This is a genomic window from Methylomonas sp. EFPC1 (assembly GCF_016925515.1).
Lineage (GTDB): Bacteria > Pseudomonadota > Gammaproteobacteria > Methylococcales > Methylomonadaceae > Methylomonas > Methylomonas defluvii.
Map to the genome: position 1 here is coordinate 1751236 of NZ_CP070494.1, position 18880 is coordinate 1770115.

The window sequence follows — 18880 nt, forward strand, 5'->3', positions numbered from 1 at the left end:
AAGGATGTTGGGCTCACGATTAATCTTTGTCGGTTTTAAAGTGATAAGCGTGGCTGATGGAATATTAACTCCGTATTTTTTTTATTAGAACCAAGTAAAGCGCTAGAGGCAGTAAACTGGGTAGAATATATTTTAAGTCCTTCATACCAAAATACCCCAAACCCAAGGTTTTTCTAAATAAATGATGCGCGCTAGGTAAATCGTTTTTCCAATAAAACTCATAAGCTCTTTGCAATAACTGGCCTTTTGTCAAAAGATTGGTTTTAGCTTTACCCAGTGTTTGCGATATTACGGGAAAGTCTCGCAGCAAGCCTTTTTGCACGCCCCAATGATTTAGTATGGCCCTAAGTCGGTTGCTGGAAATTTGTTCTCCTTGTTGATGGTGATAATAAGCCAATACTTCAGGAACGCGGACAATATGGGCGAACATTGCAATTCTGATCCACATATCGAAATCTTCAGCGGTTAGCCAGTGTTCGTTAAAACCTCCAACTTGATCGATGGCAAATTTGCGCGTCAATGCGGCGTGAATTGGCCAAGGGCAACTGCGCAACAAAACGGCAAACTTATCATTTTCTTCGTAATCAGGCGGAATATAAGGTTGGGATTTTTCTGCGCTAAGACCAATATTTTGCCAGCCGCAGTATGCGAGTACGCTATCCGGTTTTTCTTCAAGCTTATGATGAAGCTTTGCCAGAAACTCAGGGTGCCAACTGTCGTCGGAGTCCAGAAAGGCAATAAATTCTCCCGATGCGGCTTCCAATCCGCGATTGCGCGCAGGACCGGGGCCTTTATTCTGTTGGGAAATAACTATTATATTTTGATACAGCGTTGTTATTACCTGCAAAACCTCTAGCGAGTTATCCGATGAACCGTCGTCAACGACTATCAATTCGAAATTCTTGAAAGTTTGTTGATACAGATTGGCGATGGTTTTGCCAATGATATGTGCCGAGTTATAGCAAGGCATAATCACGGAAATGAGTGGTTTAGCTTGAGATATATCAGTAGTTTGTCGCATACTGGATTCGCCTGAATCAGGCCGTTGATTGTGCGAAATTTATTTTAAATCAAATTGTGGCAATTCGAGCTTTTACTGGAATATTGCCTTTAGCTGTTGGCGCCATTCCCAGAGAATGCCTTTTATACGTTGATTTAAGGTTTGCTGTTCAAAGCCTAGCAAACGCAGATGGGCATTATTGATTTGTCCCAATAATCCCGATAGCAGATCAAGTTCTTGATCAGAAATCGCCGGCGGGCCGTAGGCCAGCGCAGCGTTGGCGATGTTCAAAAATTGCTTAGCGTATTTTTGGCTGGAAAATTTTTCAGCGACGGAGATACGGGCGTTGGCGGTGAGTTTTTGAGCAAATTCCGGGTCGTCCAGCAGGCGCAAAATGGCCGTGGCGGTGGAATTTTCATCGCCCGGATCTACCAAAATGCCGTCGTGTTCGTTAACGATGCACTCCCGTAGACCCGAACACGCCATCGCGACCGCTGGCGTACCCAAAGCCATTGCCTCCAGAGCGGCAATGCCCTGGCCTTCAAAAATTGCCGTGGAGAGAAATATAGTGCTTTGTGCCAGCAGGGCGGCAATGTCATCTCGCGGTCCGAGTATATGTAACTTGTTGTTTAATTGGCCACGCTCTAATTCGTCTTCCAACAGGCGGACAGCTACCGGTTCCTGTTTTGGGCCGGCGATAAGGAAATAACAATCCGATTTAAACGTAACGACCTTGGCGGCTACTCTGGCAAATGCAGCAAAGTCCTTTTGCTCAGAGATGCGGCCCACGCCGATTACCAATTTTGCGTCTGCGGAAAGGCCCAATTCCGCGCGAATATCGGTTGAAGACGACTTGGCAGAACTACGCAATTCTTCAATGTCGATGCCGTTGTAGAGTGTATTTATTCTGTCTGGGGGCAAATGTTCCGATAGCGATTTAGCAACGTCGTCTGATACGCCGATGATGCGGCTGCTCAATTGTTTTAAAAGGTGAATATAGCCGCCGGTGCCAATACTGGATTCATAACGGGACAAATCTTCTGAAAATGGGGCATGAATATGCCAAATGGCCGGTACTCTTTGACGCGCGGCGGCAATACCAGCATGCAGTAAATGACCGGTGTTAATATGAATAATGTCAGGGTTTTCCTGCTGTATCAACGTAATTAAATTGTCTAATTGTGCAAAAGAATCTCCGTAAAACTTAAATTGCGCCCGCTCTGTTCGGCTTAAGCAGCAGGAATATGGGACCAGCCAGTAACGAATCGCTTGAGACTGCAAATATTCCGTGACATTGCCTGCTTTGGGCACCACCGCGATAGGTTCAACGCCTAGTTTTTTTAATGCGACCATCAAGGTGCAGGTGGTTTTGTCAACACCGTTTTTTAAATCACTATTATGGCAAATATGTAGAGTTTTCATTTTTTATACGGAGAAAACAAACGAACAGCTATGGTCTGATAAACACAATAAAATAAAGCCAAAGTTGCATTTAGATAATCCTTCTTCCGCCAGAAGGCGAGTAAATAAGTTTTCTTGTTGTGTGCGAGTAAGTATCTAAATAATGGTATTCTGATCGCTAAATTGACACGATTGAGGTAGAAGCTTTCCAGTACCGATATATTACCTTGGTATACATATAAATTTTTGTTGAGCCAAGCTGTTGAAAGGGTTTGAGCATAATGTGAAATTTCAGATTTTGACAAGTTGTCATGGAATACAAAATCAGGAAAGTTTGTCATGCCATAATCCAGATACCAATCGCCAACAGTTTGTTGAAATAAAGGTAATGGGTTGGCGTTTAAAATTATTCCTGGCATAAAATAGCTTACAGCTCCATCGATAATGTTAAATTCGTTTCTAATTGCCAAGTATCTACCCAAGTATCGCCCTGTTGCCACACCCAGCTCCGCTAAATTGCCTTTTAAGTTGTCTAATAAGGAGCGATGATGAATAAATTGACTAGACTGCACACGATTTTTTCCAAGTAGAGTGCTACGTGTCCAAACTGGATGAAATTGATTGTCTAGAGCCGGTTGACCTTTTTCATCGCATGCTTCGCTAAAATAGCGAGTATCCGGCATAAATGAAATAGATGTTTTGTGCTGGATGTGACTTGCCAGGATTTTCAATATTACATCGATATTGAATCTAAAATTGTCTTCCAAATATGCAAAATAAGCACCTTTAGCCCTATGCAATGCCGTGTGCCACGCAAGGCCGTTTTCATCGAAAATACAATCATGAGTGGCAAGTAACGGGATAAAAGGTTTCAGGCTAAGTTCTGGTTTGACCGAAACTACAATAATTTCTATCGAAAACTTGGCCTGAGCCTTCAAGGCGAAGGCTTGTTGCAGACGTTGATTGAAATCTTCGCCAGCTTGGTTATAGGTGACGAATAAACTTACTGCTATCTGATTGCTGGGGATAATCGCCAGCGTATCGGGATTCAGGGCTGGGTCTAGGTTTTCGATGCCGCGGTAGGCATTTAGTAATGCCGCCAACCAAGCCTTGTCGTTGGCGAGCAGTTGTTCGCGCAAGGTTTCGCAATAGAGCTCCGGCTTTTCCAGCCACAAGACCAGCGCCTTGTTAAGACGGTCTCCCGAGGTAGCGTCTGGCAGATTCCGCCAGGTGCGATACAACAATGACGGTCCCTGCTCGGGTAATAGTTGTTTGATTCTTTCGTCTTGCCATGTGCCGGTTGGAAAAGAACAAACTACCGATTTTGCAGTGTCTGCAGCTTGCAGAGGATCGTTCAATAGCAGTTGGTTAAATCCCGCATCGCGAACCTCCGCTACCGAAGCACACTGTGCTCGCGCTTTGTGGTGTGTAGTACTGGCTGGATTTAAGCGCCAGATGAACAGAATTTCCGGCAGATTGGCGAACCGGCATCCCGCCAATTGCATGCGCATAAATACGTCGTAGTCGGGTACCAGACAACTGCGGTCTACGGAGTAGCCACCCACTTTTTCCAATGCGTGTCGTCTAATCATCGTGGTCGGGTGATGCAGCGAAAAAAAAGCGTACATCAACACCGAAATTCTCTCTGAATCAAGCGGGTGCGTATCGATACCAATATCTCGACCGTCGGCGTGCAACATTCGCCATTGGCTACCGACCGCGTCAATGTCTGGATGCTGATCGAGGAACTGTTTCTGTAGCTTTAGTCGATCGGGGAGGGAAATATCGTCGGAGTCCATAATGGCGATATATTCACCTTGGCTTTCGGTAATGCCTCTTTGGGTTGCAGCACCTATGCCGGCGTTAACTTGAGTGATGAGTTTGATGCGTGAGTCGTGTGAGGCGAAGTATCTCAAAATACCCGAACTATCGTCGGTGCTGCCATCATCTATTATTACTAATTCAAAATCCTTGAAAGATTGCGACAGAATGCTTTGAATGGCTTCCATTAAATACCGTTCGGTATTGTAGACAGCCATAATGACGCTGATAGCGGGCGTGTAGATGCTATTAGCAGACATAGATTAAATCAAGCTGCTGGGCGCAGTTTAATTCTTAACTCGGGCGGACATTCACCAAATTTGTTAATAAAGTAGTGATTTATTCCATAAAACTGAGCAATATAAAATGGATCATTAAATCGGCCGAATACTTGTTTTATCCACATACCAAATGCCCAATAACGCTGTTTTAGCGTTAATGGTGCTTTCCATGATAAAAATGCGAGAGAAGGGAAGCAGGCCTTAATGGTTTTTAGAATAACTGCGTGATGCTCGCTAGTGGGTAAATGCCGTTTTGACCATAAAAGCAGGTTACGGGTCATATAATATTTCCATAACGGAGATTCACCGCCAAACGATGCGGAAACCTTATGCCAAATTTTCGCGTCTGGTACGGAGTAATTAATTAACCCAGCTTTCCTGGCGCGTTGGCACCAGTCGTTCTCTTCGAAATTTAAAAAGAATAATGGCTCCATCAAGCCTATTTTTGAAATGACATCTTTGTGTACAAACAGGGCGCAACCCACGGCATACTCTACTTCGTAGGGTTTATTGCTTGGTAATTCCTGAGCGGATTTACCGAGCCCAATATGATTGAGATCAAGAATAGTTGAGTCCCAAAAACCGCCCGCAGCCCAGATTACCTTAGGATTATCGTAATAGTAGCTCGCCGCACCCAGAATGCCTGGATTAGCCAAGGAGTTATATGCGTCGTGAAATGCTTGTAAGAGGTTGGGATCGACGATAATGTCGTTGTTTAACAATACAACAGCGTCGGCGTCTTGATCCAGAGCGTAACGAATGGCTCTATTATTCCCTTCGGCAAAACCTAAGTTGGCTCCATTTTCTAATACAAAGACATCCGGATATTCGGCGCGTATAGTCTTCACCGAATCATCACTGGAACCATTGTCAGCAACGATAATATTAAAATTAGGATGCTTAAGGAGCTGTAGCGAGGATAAACACTCCAAAGTGTCTTTTTTGCCGTTCCAATTTAATAGGATAACCGTTAGTTTATCAAACGATATTGATAGGTCATTTTTCATCGACTTATTTCTGTAGACGCCAGCCTATGTTTCTATTATATAGATACCTAAGATAATGAGATATATTCAATGGATTTGGATGGGTACGCAAAGTTTTTCGCTCTTTATTCGGATCATTCAAGGCATTAAATGTTGCTTCGAGATATGCATGACCCCATTTTTGGTCTGGTTCGAGATGGTTCCCTTCAGCCCATTCATTCCACGCATTAATAAAGACTAATTTCGGTATTTTAGAGTCAAATAAAGAAGCTTTTTGAATTGAACTTGCAAGCCATTGCTCGTATTTATCAGGCGTTGAGTTAATAAAAATTGCAGCATTTTTTTTCTTCCTAGCACTATTATCCCAGCAGGGAGTGACTCCCGGAAACCTTACATAATCAGGATTTTTCTTTCGCATCATGCTGGTAGCTAAAGTATCATAATCTACCACTTGGTTATCACTAAAAACCTTAGGGAATAATCCGATATTGGATATTTTTTTAAGTAATTCAGTCCTAAACAGCCTTGGTCCAAGGTTGGCCCAGTCTGGAGCAAATTCTATTGCTGCGTCGAAACCAATAGTTTCAGGGTTAATGTTGTTTACAAAGCTTTCTACTCTGACTAGATAAAGATCGCCGATGCCATTTTTAATGGCTTCTGATCGCCAAATTTCAGCAGTTTTTTTGGGGTCTGGTAACAATTCAGTCCGATAAACCAGAAACAACGGTTTCCCGTCAATTCTTATATAACGTGGGTCACGAAAAGCACTAAAAAGTGAATGAATATGATCTATATCATCTTCATGGCTATACTTTTGTTTTAAAAGCACGTCTTTTGATCCGCCACTCCAGGTTCTGGTCCAGTTCTCGTTAGCCCAACAAAGACAAAATGGAAAATCAGGCTTTCCAGTATTTAATATTTCATTGACAGGATGTTCGAGTATCCGTCTCTTGTTGAACCAATAATGATAATAACAAAAACCCGAAATTCCATACTTTCCGGCAAGCTCAGCTTGTTGTTGCCGTACTTCCGGTAAACGCAAATCATAAAAACCAAGATCTGCAGGTAGATGAGGCTGATAATGACCCGGAAATAATGGTTTTGCTTTTGTGACATTCGTCCATTCAGTGAACCCTTTGCCCCACCATTCATCGTTTTCTGGAATTGGGTGGAATTGGGGGAGGAAGAATGCAATTGCTTTTACTGGGTTATCATTCATGAATTAGGCGCGATGTATTAATTTTTGAAATAAACTTGTAAAAGGGCCAAATCTATTTTTTTCAAGCCAATCAATTTTAGATTTTAGCAACATATTTTGCTTGTTTAGTTCTGATAGTTTCGAGACTAATTGATCTACATTGTCTAGTTTCGTATACAGAGACTCTTCCGTATTTGATGTGGGTATTGCTTTTACTATAAATTGATATGTATTGGACTCTGGGTTAAGTTCGTTAATCCAGTCAAAAAAAGATTCATCTTTTGCAGAAGAGCAATGCACATTAAATTCAGTTTCTTCTGGGGTTCTAATGACGCGATCCCATAAAATAATATGGTATCCGGCATCTTCAAATAATTTTATTATATTTTTTTTAGTAAAAAATCGTATATGAGTATTGTCTAGTAGTCCATATTTTTGGTAATCAAATCTCCCGTGAGCAAGTTCCCAGCATATTGCTGAGTGACTAATGTTAGGTATGGATGCAATTACAACACCATTCTCATTAAGAAAAGGAAGTATTTTTTTTAGAGTTGCTAGAGGATCTATCAGGTGCTCTAATACATCAACGAAGAGAATGGCATCGAAGTTTTCATTTTTTAGTGCTAATGATAAATCAATTTCCTCAATGCTTCCAATTATAACGTCTTCGCAATATGGCTTAGCATCTACTGCAGCTGACGGATCTATTTCGAGTCCTGTAACTCTGCAGCCCAAATTTTCTTTCAATATTCTAGATTGAATTCCGCTAGCACAACCAATTTCAAGTACCTTTGAATTATTTTTTATCCATTTAATAACTTTTTTAGCTGGGTGGTTTTCGTTATCTGGAATTTCATATATATACTTTTTAGAGGTCACTTTTTTCTCTCAATGTAATATGTTGACTAGGCTGCTGTGAATGTCCATGTGCCGGGAAGAGATACTAACCCCTCATTCCAAGTTTTGTCTGCTAGGTTTTCAGATGTTACTTGAAAATGTAGCAGGTTTTCTGCATAAAAAATAGTTCTACTGGCTGATCCTTCAGCGACTCCCGCTCTGATCGAGTAGACTCCAGGCATAAATGGAAATGATTCAATCTCAAAGTTAAATTCATATATGCCAATATCAAGTTTTTCTATTTTTAGTTGGTTTATGCTTTGCTGAGTGGCTAGATAAATAAAGTCAGTGGTGTGAATGCCCACTCCAAACATAGGATATCGAACCTGATTTTTAACTTCATAAACTAATTTAATGGTAACGGCTTGAGTGTGTTTTAATTCTGTAATTGAGTTGCCTGAAGAGTTGAGGAGTTTAATATCTATTAGGTGTATCTCTCCTGTTGCCCATTCGTTGTTATTTGCCAAGCTAAGTGTGGTAGAGCTGTCAATGCTTATTTTTTTGTCATTTGCCTGATAAAATTTTGCGCATAAGCTGTTTGCGTCACCGTCACCTATAACTGAGCCTTTACTTAATAATATAACTCTATTACATAACCGTTCAATTTGGCGTATGTTGTGGCTGACGAGAAGAACAGTTTTACCTTGGCGTCTAATAAGATCTTCCATTCGATCAAAACATTTCCTTTGAAAAGCTAAATCCCCAACTGCTAATACTTCATCAATAATTAATATATCTGCTTCCATGCTAGTGGCAATGGAAAAACCCAGCTTTACCGTCATGCCGGAGCTATATCGTTTAACCGGTGTGTCAATAAATTGTTCCAGCTCGGAGAAATCAATGATTTCATCCAATTTCTGTTGAATGATTTTTTTGGGAATACCCAGGATGGCGCCATTAAGATAAATATTTTCTCGGCCGGTTAGTTCCGGATTGACACCGGCACCCACTTCAATCAGCGGTGCTACGCTGCCTTTAACAATGACTTCGCCCTTGGTGGGTTTGCTGATATTGGCCAAGTGCTTGAGCAGAGTGCTTTTACCTGCGCCGTTATGCCCGATGATACCGACTACTTCACCTTCATTGATGTGAAAATTGACATCGTCAAGCGCTTTGAAACGCTCGCGCTCGTGAACCGGTTGTAAGGCGAGGCGTCTCATGGTGTTTAAAGCGGTTTCCTTCAAACTGGTAAGGTGACCGAGTTGGTATTCCTTGGTGAGGTGGTTGACTTCTATGATGGCCATATATGCTAATTAATGATGTAATTTTGAAGTTTTTTGCCGAATCTTATATGACATCGGCGAACCAACTTTCCGCGCGCTTAAAAAACCAATAGCTGAACGGTAGTATTAGCAAAGTCAAAATTAACCCCGGATAAATTACATTTAAATCGGGCTCTGTTGCTCTAATTAAAACACTTTGAAATCCATCTATAATGCCCACTAATGGATTAAGTGTGTATAAAAAATACAAATCATTGGACCATTCGCCCGCCGCCTGTTCGATAACTAATTTCTTTTGTACCAAGCTCAACGGATAGATGACTGGGGAACCGTACATCAATAAAGATAATGCTATTGGTATTGCTTGAGCTATATCGCGGTAGTATACATTCATCGCTGCGCCAAAGAAGCTGATTGTTAAGGCGACTATCATCGTGTATAGCACGAAAGCCGGTATCCAGACTGCATGCAGAGTGGGCATGACATGATAATAAATCATCATGGCCGCCAATATCGCAAAACTGATAACTAATTCCACTAGTTTGGTAACCATCGCGGTTAATGGAAACACTTCACGCGGGAAATATATTTTTTTGATCAAATTGGCATTCGAAGTTACGCTATTGACGCCTTCAGAAACTGATTCCTGAAAAAATACCCAAGGTATTAGTGCTGCAAATGTAATAAGCGGATAAGGTAAGCCCCCTGTTTCTATGCCCACAAAACCCTTAACCAAGGTAAATACCAGCATTAACATAATAGGCTTTAATACAGCCCATAAAATTCCGAGGTATGCTTGCTTATAGCGGATAACGATGTTTTTCCAGGTGAGTGCGGCTATTAGCTCTCTGTAGGTATATAAGTTTTTGGCGATTCGTAACATGGGTATTTATTTTAACTGAATAATCCAATCGGTAGCGGTTAAGCTTTTAATTAGAGATGGGGATTATTTGAAATTCTTCATGCGTTTAAGCAATATTTTCGAGTTGGGGTTGTGTTCCAAGCCTTTTTCTAAAATGGTTTTAGCTTCTGCTTTCATGTTTTTTCTTTGATACAAACTGCTCAAGGCGGCATAAGGAAAAGAGTTATTTTTATCAAGCGAAATACTCTTTAAGTTGGCGGCAATTGCGTCATCAATTTCACCCATGAATTGGTAGGCTTGACCGACATCGTAAAATATTTTTGGCATTAACTTAAAAGTAGGCGAGGCGTGATCCGGTACATATAGAAGATCTCCCACTGCCGCGCGGTATTTAGACTGTTTTTCTGCCTCGTCATGGGTTCTGAAGGCTAAATTCATGGTGTGTAAGCCTGCGCAATAGTGGTGGATATGAATGAAGTCGTCGCCGAGCTTTCGGTTCCAGCTTTGGTAGTCAGGCGATTTTTGATCGGATGCGCGCGCCTTGCAGTAGGGTGGCAGGAAGGCGTAATCGGCGTCGGTTTTCGGATAGTCGGCTGCCGCATTCCGGATACAGGCAATAAATAGCAATGGAAGTAATCTGACTTTTTTCTGGCGCATGAATTTGCTTGAGTACTGTTTTATAAAAACTTTTGATATATGGACTGTATCGCTTCTGTGTGCTGCCGGACGTCGAAGGTGGCTAATGCTTTGCCCCGGGCGTTACTGGCTAATCGATTCATCAACTCGCTGGAGCGGTAAAACTTAAGGATAGACGCTGCCAAACTTTCCGCGTCACCGCTGTTAAATAACAGTCCGGTTTGATTATCTTCAACCATTTCCGCGCCGCCGCCATGGTTTGGTACGATCAATGGCCGGCCTAACGCCATCGCTTCGATGACGACCGTACCTAATGGTTCGGGGCTAGTGGATGCTGAGACCACAATATCCAGAGCTTTGTAGGCTTCTATCATGTCGCTGACGTGGCCGATAAAGTGGACGGTATCCGACAACGATTCCTGTCTTACACGTTCTCTAAGCTCTCGTTCGTAAGGGATGCAATCGTCTGGCGTTCCACCGACAATCAGCATTTTTAAATGGGGTATTTGGTCTTGCAGTATTTTAGCCGCGTCGATAAATAGTTGTTGCCCTTTCCAAGGAATAAGTAAGCCTACTAAACCTACGATAAAGATATTTGCAGGTAAATCGAATCGTTGCCTAAATAAGGAGCCACCTGCTTGGTTGTTCAGCTTATCCAAAGCGATGCCATCATAGACCACGCTAATTTTCTCGTCCTGCACGGCTAATTTTTCACGCATGCTATTGGCAACCCAATGGGAGACGGACACAAAATGATCGGGTAGGGAATAAGCCCAGCGCGCTGAATGCGGTCCGTCAGGGTTACCACGGACATGGCAAATACTGGGGATACGCAAAATTTTGGCTACCAAGAGCGCGGCTCTGTTACAAAGCGGCTCGTTATTGGCATGGATCAAGTCGGCTTTGAAACGCCATGCAGTCCAAAGCAAGTCGAGAAAAAACGGTAAAAAATTAAATAAGTCGTCGCTTCTGGCTATCAGTTGATTGACGAAAAATCGCAGGGGAGACACCTTCGTTAACCATTGAATCGATTCCGCTTTTGCACGCCACGCCACTATGTCTATATGGCGGTCCGGGATGTGTTTCCATAAGGCTTCATCGGCAATCTCCCGATATTGCGGACCGTTGCGTCCTGTAACAACTAGAGGTAGAAAGCGATCACGATCAAGATTTCTGACTAAATGCCTCAAACAGATAATGGCGCCACCATAACCAATTCCGTTTTCGACATAGATAATTCTTTTTGGGAGGTTGTTGGTCGACATGAAATCAGAGTTTGGCAATATCAGCGTAGAAAGCGTTAAGGAATATTCTCATATACTCAGGATTTTGCGAATTTTTGTTTAATGATACGTAGCGCATTAATTAAGCTGGCTGGCAAGATACTGAAAATCAGATAGAGTAGATTGGTAAGTGTGAAATCCTGGGAGAGGCTTTTTTTAAAGGCCTCTCTGGCTTTGGCATTATTGCCGCCGCTGAAATACCAGTAGCCAAGCGTCCATTGTGCCTCCGCCACCAGCCTATTCGGCGAAATGCCTTGAGCAGTTAATTGGGGCGCGGCAAAGTTCCGAATAGACTCAGTCACCTTGGTCAAGTCTATTAACATACCTTCGCTGGCTTGCGTGGCATTGTTGCCGTGCTGGCGGCGCAGCATCAAAATGTCGGGAAGGCACGTTACTGCGTGAAATGTGGCAATTTTTGCCCACAATTCCAAGTCCTCTCCATAGCGAATCTCGGTATTGAACATGCCTGCTTCAAGCAAGGTTTGGCGCTTCACCAAAACGGTACCCGTCGGTATAAAATTTTTTTTCACTAACGCAGCAAGGGCGTTGGGAATTGGTTTTCCGGCCAGCTGTTGGAAATAGTCCAACATTTTATGTTGGGCTAACACCGATTGGGTTAGCAGTTGGTCGTCGTTGTCGATTTCCGTCATGTCGCCGGCAATCAGGTGGAGTTCCGGATTGGTTTGCAATGCTTGGATTTGCTTGGTGGTTTTGTCCACAGTCCATTGATCATCGGCATCCAGAAATGCAATCCAATCACCGCTAGCCAATTCTATGCCTTTATTGCGCGCGGCGGACGGGCCTTGATTGGCTTGTTTGTGATAAATGACGGTATGGGCAAACGTCTTAAGGACTTGTTCGATGTTGTCCGTGGAGCCATCATCCACCACGATGATTTCGTCAACTTTGCTGGTTTGCGCCTGGATGCTTTCGATGGCGGCACGAATGAATGTCGCGCTGTTATACGCTGGAATGACGGCGCTGATTTTCATTTTGGGCTAATCAAAATTTTTGATACGTTAGAATGGTTATAAACTGGTTTTGCAGATCAACCACGCCGGTACAATTAATCCGGTGCAATAACCGATCAGCGCTAATTTTCTGTGTCTGTAGTATAGACGGTATAGAAATGCACCGGTTTTGCGGTGCGTCACAGCTAAGCTAATTGCTGGCCATTGACGCTGATTGAAACGATTCACGATATTGTCGGTTTTGTTTTGCAAGAATTCGCCGAGTTCCGGGGACGCCAAGAAGCGAACGTTGGGCAAATTTGCCCTGATTTGCCCTAAAAGATGGTCTAACCCACGTATAGCTTGTTGGCATTCGTCCTCTGAGCGTGTGTAATTGTAGCGATGCGTAGAAATACTCACCGGCAGGGCTTGGCGATAAGCCATTTCAGCTTCGGCAAACGCGCTGGTCGGTGTGTTTTTGCCGTCAACAGGTTCGTACATCACGTTGCGAACGAGGTAAAGTTGTGCGAAACGATTGGTATTGCCGACCCGTATCAGCGGAGGATCCTGAAAATAATGTCCGGTTTCATTGCGCCCGGTACAGCGGTAGCCGGCAGTTTGAATCGCGATGATATTTTGCTGTTGCCAACTTTGTTCGATCTCATCGTTCCATAAATAGCACGGGGCGACTGTGCTGAGGCTGGGATAGCCGAACATGCCGGTAAAACATTGCATGGCATTTGCGACCAGTGAATTGGCTTCCGCAGCGTCAATTGCCTGGGTAGGTAAATTGCGTCCGTCTACATAGTGGCCTTGTAGCGGCGAATCCAGTTTTTCCCAGTCCCACCAATCCTTAGTTGCGCGGGCGGTTGCCAGGCGGGGGTCTTGTTGCCGGCATAATTCCGCGAAGGCCTTGCCGTTCAGGTGTTCCATGCCATGCAGTTGCGGCACTAAAGTGTCTTGTTGTATGCCTTGTTGCAGTGCTGCAAAAATGGCCGGGAAGTCTTTGTCCAGCATGCGCCTGTGGTATTGGCCCGTGGATTCGATCTTTGCTAAATCCGGAACGGCTAACACCATATCGGCGGTAAGTATCGCAGAGCGGTTTACAGCGTCTTTGTGTTGAGCCAGCATGGAGAGCAGCTCTGTTAAACGGGCTGCGTGGAAGTCGCCACCCGGGCCCCAGTCGTCGCTTTCGATTAAAACCGGCGTATCGGCAAAATAGGGCTCACGCCAGGTAGCGATAAATAAGGGTTTTTTCCACAGCCATAAGCCGGTAAGGCAGGCCAGCCAGAAACCTAAAAAAAACAGAACTACCATGGATTTTGTTTAATAATTAAAAAGCCTGAATATTGGGTCGACCAACGCACTGAACTTTTATCGTAGCAGAGATTAGTGAACTAGCTGAAAACCACTGCGCAAACTTTAGATGTGGTCGACATAGCAGCAGGCTTATGATAACAGCGGTAAATAGCCATTCGCTAAACATTGGGATGAGTCTAGGCTCTGTAGCATATAGACGACGCGGGCGTTCGTAGTTGAGTAACCACTAAATAGCAGAGGAAATAGAATGTTAAAAGCTTTAGGACTGCCTGAACACTGGCGTAAACCGCTGCTGGGCGTCGTGTTGGTTACCCTGGTTTCAGTAGCGGCTTTTTTTGAGACCTGGTCAGAAATTGTCGCTATTTGGTCGCGGTCAGACACATTCACGCACGGTTTTTTAGTGGCCCCGGTTAGTGTTTGGTTGATTTGGTCGCGCCGGGAGCTCTATCGAGATTTACGGCCGGCTTTTAGCCCGTTAGGTTTGCTGTTTATTATCGTTAGCGGATTTGGCTGGTTAATTGCGGATTTGGTGCATGTTGCGGTGATTCAGCAATGGGCCGTGGTTGGTGTTTTGGTCGGTGGTTTTTGGGCCGTGCTTGGCAGCCATACCGTCGCGCAAATGTTATTTCCGATAGTGTTTTTATTTTTGATGGTGCCATTCGGGGAAGCATTTATTCCGCCTTTAATGGAATACACCGCCACCTTTGTCGTTACGCTGATACGGCTGACCGGAATGAGTGTTTACCGGGAAGGCTTGTTTTTTACGCTAACCTCGGGTAACTGGTCGGTGGTAGAGGGTTGCAGTGGTTTGCGTTATTTGATTTCTTCGCTAACACTGGGTTCGGTCTATGCGTATCTCAATTACAGCAGCTACAAGAAACGGACTATCTTCATTGCGCTCTCGTTTTTGGTGCCGATTTTAGCTAACGGTCTGCGCGCCTATTTGATTGTGATGATAGGCCACTTCAGTAACATGAAGCTGGCTGCGGGTGTCGATCACATCGTTTACGGCTGGGTGTTTTTTGGGATCGTCATGTTTGCGTTGTTTTATTTTGGCTCTTTTTGGCACGATTCGGATGCTGGGGTAGCGGCCGCATCGACCCCGGATTTGGCGGGTGACTCTAACCTTGCTGATGCTGCAACGATTTACAAACATTATTGGCCAGCCTTAACAGTAACCGCTTTATGCGTTTTCATTTGGCCGTTTGCGTCACAAGGCCTATCCGCACTGCAGGCCGCCCACGTCGAGGTACCCGAGCGCTTTAGCAGTCCGTCTTTGCCTGATTGGCAGCCGGTTGCAGTGCCCGATTGGGGTTGGGAGCCCAATTTTAAGGGTGTGGTGGCGGATGCCAAAGTTTATTTAAGCGATGGTCAAACGATAGTCGGTATGTATTTTGCCAATTTCGGCGATGAAACCCAAGGCGGTGAACTGGTCAATTCGCAAAATTATCTGGTGCCGCAAAAACATCCGATATGGCGGATGCTGCATGACGACGTCATTGCCATGCAGTGGGCAGCTGATAAAAGCGGTGATATTGAAGAAGCGGTACTAAACAGTACACATCGGAGCTTGTTAGTCGAGCGTTGGTACAGGGTTGGCGACAAAAATACCGCCAATGCCTATCTGGCGAAATGGTGGCAATTGCTGAAACGTTTGTCAGGTGATGCATCCGCTGAGTTGCTTGTCGTTATGTATACCGAAACCCCGGATGGAGATTACGATTTGGCCCGGCAAAAATTGAAACAGCTCGCGGTAGCTTGTTGTGATTAAACGGCTGCGCTGAGCTTATTGTGACAATTCAATGAAAACGAAGGGGCAAATTTGTGAGTCAAATTACCTGATCCAAGGCTTGACCCCAGCAGTTACCTAAATGTTAGACTAGCTCAACCCATTTTCATTCAGCCCGTAAGGAAAACGACATTATGATCCCGGTAGTATTATCAGGTGGTTCAGGAACTCGGCTATGGCCTTTGTCTCGTGGTCAGTATCCCAAGCAATTTTTGCCCTTGGTGTCCGGCAACACCATGCTTCAGGAAACCATTTTAAGGCTTGATGGCGTTGCCGGCTTACAAGCACCCATTGCGGTTTGTAACGAAGACCATCGATTTATGCTCGCAGAGCAAATGCGGGAAATCGGCATCAAACCGGCTGCCATTATTTTGGAGCCTGTCGGCAAAAATACCGCGCCGGCCGTAGCGATGGCGGCATTAAGTGCACGCTCCGAAGACGATGTGTTGTTGATTTTGCCGGCTGACCATGTGGTCGGTAATCGTGCCGCTTTCCATCGGGCGGTGGTTCAAGCCGAACTGTTGGCGAAACAGGATCTTTTGGTGACGTTTGGCATCGTCGCGACCGAGCCGGAAACCGGCTATGGCTACATCAAGCGCGGCGATACCCGCCATGGTGAAGCCTATAAAGTTGCCGCATTTGTTGAAAAGCCCGATTTGCAAACCGCGCAGCGCTATCTGGAAAGTGGCGAATATTTTTGGAACAGCGGCATGTTCGCTTTTAAAGCGGGTTGCTTTTTGCGGGAGCTGGAAAAATTCAATCCGGAAATGCTGGAAGTGTGTAGAGAGGCGTCGCGGGCAGCAAAGCCGGATATGGATTTTGTGCGATTGGATAAGCAGATTTTTTCGACGTGTCCATCAGATTCCATCGATTACGCCGTGATGGAAAAAACCGATAAGGCGGTGGTGATCCCGTTGGATGCGGAATGGAACGATGTCGGTTCCTGGTCCGCACTTTGGGATGTAACCGATAAAGACGCTGCCGGCAATGCCATCAAAGGCGATGTGTTGACGGTAGATACGTGCAATTCCTATATTCACTCGGCCAACAAATTGGTAGCGGTGATCGGTGTGGATAATTTGGTGGTGGTCGAAACTGACGATGCGGTCATGATTGCCTCGAAGGATAGGGTGCAAGACGTCAAGGAAGTAGTCGATCAACTGAAAAAATTGAAACGCAGTGAAGCCAGCGTGCATCGTAAAGTTTACAGGCCTTGGGGGCATTACGATTTGGTCGATGCTGGAGAGCGCCATCAAACCAAGCGTATAGTCGTGAAGCCTGGTGCGAAACTATCGGTGCAAAAACATCATCATCGTGCCGAACATTGGGTAGTCGTCAAAGGTACTGCTTGGGTGGATAAAAACGGTGAGAAAATTTTAGTCACCGAGAACGAATCGATCTATATCCCTTTGGGCGTTATTCACAGCCTGGAGAACCCGGGAGTGATTCCGTTGGAAATGGTGGAAGTCCAATCCGGCAGCTATCTCGGCGAAGACGATATCGTCCGTTACGAAGATCAATACGGCCGTATTTAACTCGGAATTGTCTGCTTATCGCGGCGCCAAGATGCGCTTTTTGACGACTGCATCTCGTGTAAATCATCTGCCAAACGGCATTACTCGGCCATTGTGAACAGATGATTTGCATGATTCTATCGTTCGATGTGTCACCAAAATTAAGTGTTTTTGTCTAAATTTACTGAAGTTCGCCGTTCAACGAAGAGCGGCGAAGGATTTTTTGTCAGCGTTTTGGTTTAAAGTTAGCCGTTTTATACCCGCCGAATAAAAAATTTGGTGCTTGCTTTATTCCGGAGTTGCTCTTGTCGCTACAAACGATCAACGATTTGTTGAAAAAACATAAGCTTGTCGAAGGCATGCTGAACAATCAGCCTATGCCGCGACGTAAGCTGATCACTGCTTTGGTACAAAAGCAGCACATGGTGGAACTGCGTAGTCTGTTGGCGCGGCTGTCTGCTATCGAAATTGGGCAAATTCTGCATGCTCTGGACCTGGAGGATGCTAACTTGGTCTGGCAGCAGGTCGAGGAAGCCAGGCAGGACGATGTGCTTTGGGAATTGTCCGACACCTTGCGCGAAGCATTGGTAGGCGACCGAGAACCGCATTGTGGCGTGGGACAAATGAGCGCATTCGAGTTGGTCGAAGGTCGCCTCGCTAAGGTCGCTATCACCTGCCGCCACGATTTGTACGCCATCAAGCCGATCTGGATCGATTTGTTGGCGCCAAGCAAGGCGCAGCGGCTGCTTATCGGGCAACATTATGGCCTGGAGTTGCCGGACCCCCTGGATTTGACCGATTTGGAAGCCAGCGCCCGGTTCTACGTCGAGGATCAGCACGAAATTCATATACATTCGGATTTTTTACTGGATCGCGAAGGCAAATCGCGCAGTGTACCGGTCGCGTTCATACTGCGCGGTGACATGTTGTTTTCGGTACGTAGCGAAGAATTACCGGTGTTTCGTTTACAGCGTTTACGGGCCCGCACGCAGCCAGGCTTTGTCTCCGATTGTAAGGATATGTTGCTGGATTTATACGGCGCTGAAGCCGAGTATTCCGCGGATGCGCTGGAGAATATTTACGAGCAGTTGGAAATTGTCAGCAAAAAAGTTTTGAGCCAGGATATTAGCGACGAAGAAGCTGCGGATATTTTGACCGATATTGCCGCAGAGGAGGATTTAAACGGCCGAATCCGCCGGAATATGCTCGACACTCAGCGCGCCGTGTCGTTTTTGATTCGCCGCAAACTGCTGAATACCACGCAGTTGGAAGATGCGCAGCAAATTCTGCGCGATATAGAATCGCTTAATAGCCATACCGCGTTTTTGTTCGACAAGATTAACTTCCTGATGGATGCCACCGTCGGTTTTATCAATATCAATCAGAACAAGGTGATCAAGATTTTCTCGGTTGCTTCGGTGGCAATGTTGCCGCCCACCCTGATTGCCAGTATTTACGGTATGAACTTTGAGAATATGCCGGAATTGCAGTGGATGCTGGGTTATCCTTTTGCACTCGGATTGATGACTATCTCGGTATTATTGCCGTTTATTTTCTTTAAAAGGAAGGGGTGGTTGAGGTAAGCGAGCAATTTACATACCGCTGAACTGTTTAACGCTCAAACTCAACCTGCGACAATATGTCACATTTGAATTTGAAATTTTCGCCACTATGATTAACCTAACTTTTTAGTTCGGTTTGATAGTTTAAAGTTGCGTT

The 18880-nt window shown here is 44.8% G+C and carries 15 protein-coding genes; 3 read left to right on the forward strand and 12 right to left on the reverse strand.

Features of this window, described 5'->3' with window-relative positions; genetic code table 11:
- Positions 1–64: 64 nt before the first annotated feature.
- The 12 genes from JWZ98_RS08220 to JWZ98_RS08275 form a co-directional block, all read right to left on the reverse strand.
- The gene (locus tag JWZ98_RS08220; RefSeq protein ID WP_240348273.1) at positions 65–1021 is read right to left on the reverse strand and encodes a glycosyltransferase family A protein; all 957 of its coding nucleotides are present in this window, start codon (positions 1019–1021) and stop codon (positions 65–67) included.
- Between the two features lie 72 nt (positions 1022–1093).
- Positions 1094–2422 carry a glycosyltransferase family 4 protein gene (locus JWZ98_RS08225; protein ID WP_205453921.1) on the reverse strand — a complete coding sequence of 443 codons (1329 nt, stop codon included), beginning with the start codon at positions 2420–2422 and terminating at the stop codon, positions 1094–1096.
- Complete coding sequence (locus tag JWZ98_RS08230) at positions 2419–4482, reverse strand: glycosyltransferase (protein WP_205453922.1); 2064 nt, start codon at positions 4480–4482, stop codon at positions 2419–2421. The genes JWZ98_RS08225 and JWZ98_RS08230 overlap by 4 nt, the downstream gene beginning before the upstream one ends.
- Before the next feature lie 8 nt (positions 4483–4490).
- Positions 4491–5510, reverse strand: a complete 1020-nt coding sequence (locus tag JWZ98_RS08235; RefSeq protein ID WP_205453923.1) for a glycosyltransferase family 2 protein — start codon at positions 5508–5510, stop codon at positions 4491–4493.
- A gap of 4 nt (positions 5511–5514) precedes the next feature.
- Positions 5515–6708 (reverse strand): glycoside hydrolase family 99-like domain-containing protein, encoded by a 1194-nt coding sequence (locus tag JWZ98_RS08240; RefSeq protein WP_205453924.1) that lies wholly within the window; start codon positions 6706–6708, stop codon positions 5515–5517.
- 3 nt (positions 6709–6711) lie between these two features.
- Positions 6712–7566, reverse strand: coding sequence for a class I SAM-dependent methyltransferase (locus JWZ98_RS08245; protein ID WP_205453925.1), 855 nt, complete (start codon positions 7564–7566; stop codon positions 6712–6714).
- Positions 7567–7592: 26 nt separating this feature from the next.
- Positions 7593–8828: an ABC transporter ATP-binding protein gene (locus tag JWZ98_RS08250; protein ID WP_205453926.1), complete on the reverse strand. Its 1236-nt coding sequence runs from the start codon at positions 8826–8828 to the stop codon at positions 7593–7595.
- Positions 8829–8871: 43 nt separating this feature from the next.
- Positions 8872–9690 (reverse strand): ABC transporter permease, encoded by an 819-nt coding sequence (locus JWZ98_RS08255; RefSeq protein WP_205453927.1) that lies wholly within the window; start codon positions 9688–9690, stop codon positions 8872–8874.
- Between the two features lie 63 nt (positions 9691–9753).
- Positions 9754–10326 carry a hypothetical protein gene (locus JWZ98_RS08260; protein WP_205453928.1) on the reverse strand — a complete coding sequence of 191 codons (573 nt, stop codon included), beginning with the start codon at positions 10324–10326 and terminating at the stop codon, positions 9754–9756.
- 20 nt (positions 10327–10346) lie between these two features.
- Positions 10347–11570, reverse strand: coding sequence for a glycosyltransferase family 4 protein (locus JWZ98_RS08265; RefSeq protein WP_205453929.1), 1224 nt, complete (start codon positions 11568–11570; stop codon positions 10347–10349).
- A gap of 56 nt (positions 11571–11626) precedes the next feature.
- Positions 11627–12580 carry a glycosyltransferase gene (locus tag JWZ98_RS08270; RefSeq protein ID WP_205453930.1) on the reverse strand — a complete coding sequence of 318 codons (954 nt, stop codon included), beginning with the start codon at positions 12578–12580 and terminating at the stop codon, positions 11627–11629.
- Positions 12581–12616: 36 nt separating this feature from the next.
- Positions 12617–13855: a hypothetical protein gene (locus JWZ98_RS08275; RefSeq protein ID WP_205453931.1), complete on the reverse strand. Its 1239-nt coding sequence runs from the start codon at positions 13853–13855 to the stop codon at positions 12617–12619.
- 250 nt (positions 13856–14105) lie between these two features.
- Here JWZ98_RS08275 and xrtA point away from each other — a divergent pair, with 250 nt between their 5' ends.
- From xrtA to corA, 3 genes are all read left to right on the forward strand, one after another.
- Positions 14106–15629 carry an exosortase A gene (xrtA, locus tag JWZ98_RS08280; RefSeq protein WP_205453932.1) on the forward strand — a complete coding sequence of 508 codons (1524 nt, stop codon included), beginning with the start codon at positions 14106–14108 and terminating at the stop codon, positions 15627–15629.
- Between the two features lie 152 nt (positions 15630–15781).
- The gene (locus tag JWZ98_RS08285) at positions 15782–17182 is read left to right on the forward strand and encodes a mannose-1-phosphate guanylyltransferase/mannose-6-phosphate isomerase (RefSeq protein ID WP_205453933.1); all 1401 of its coding nucleotides are present in this window, start codon (positions 15782–15784) and stop codon (positions 17180–17182) included.
- A 284-nt stretch (positions 17183–17466) separates the two neighbouring features.
- Positions 17467–18744 (forward strand): magnesium/cobalt transporter CorA, encoded by a 1278-nt coding sequence (gene corA / locus JWZ98_RS08290; RefSeq protein ID WP_205453934.1) that lies wholly within the window; start codon positions 17467–17469, stop codon positions 18742–18744.
- Positions 18745–18880: the final 136 nt, after the last annotated feature.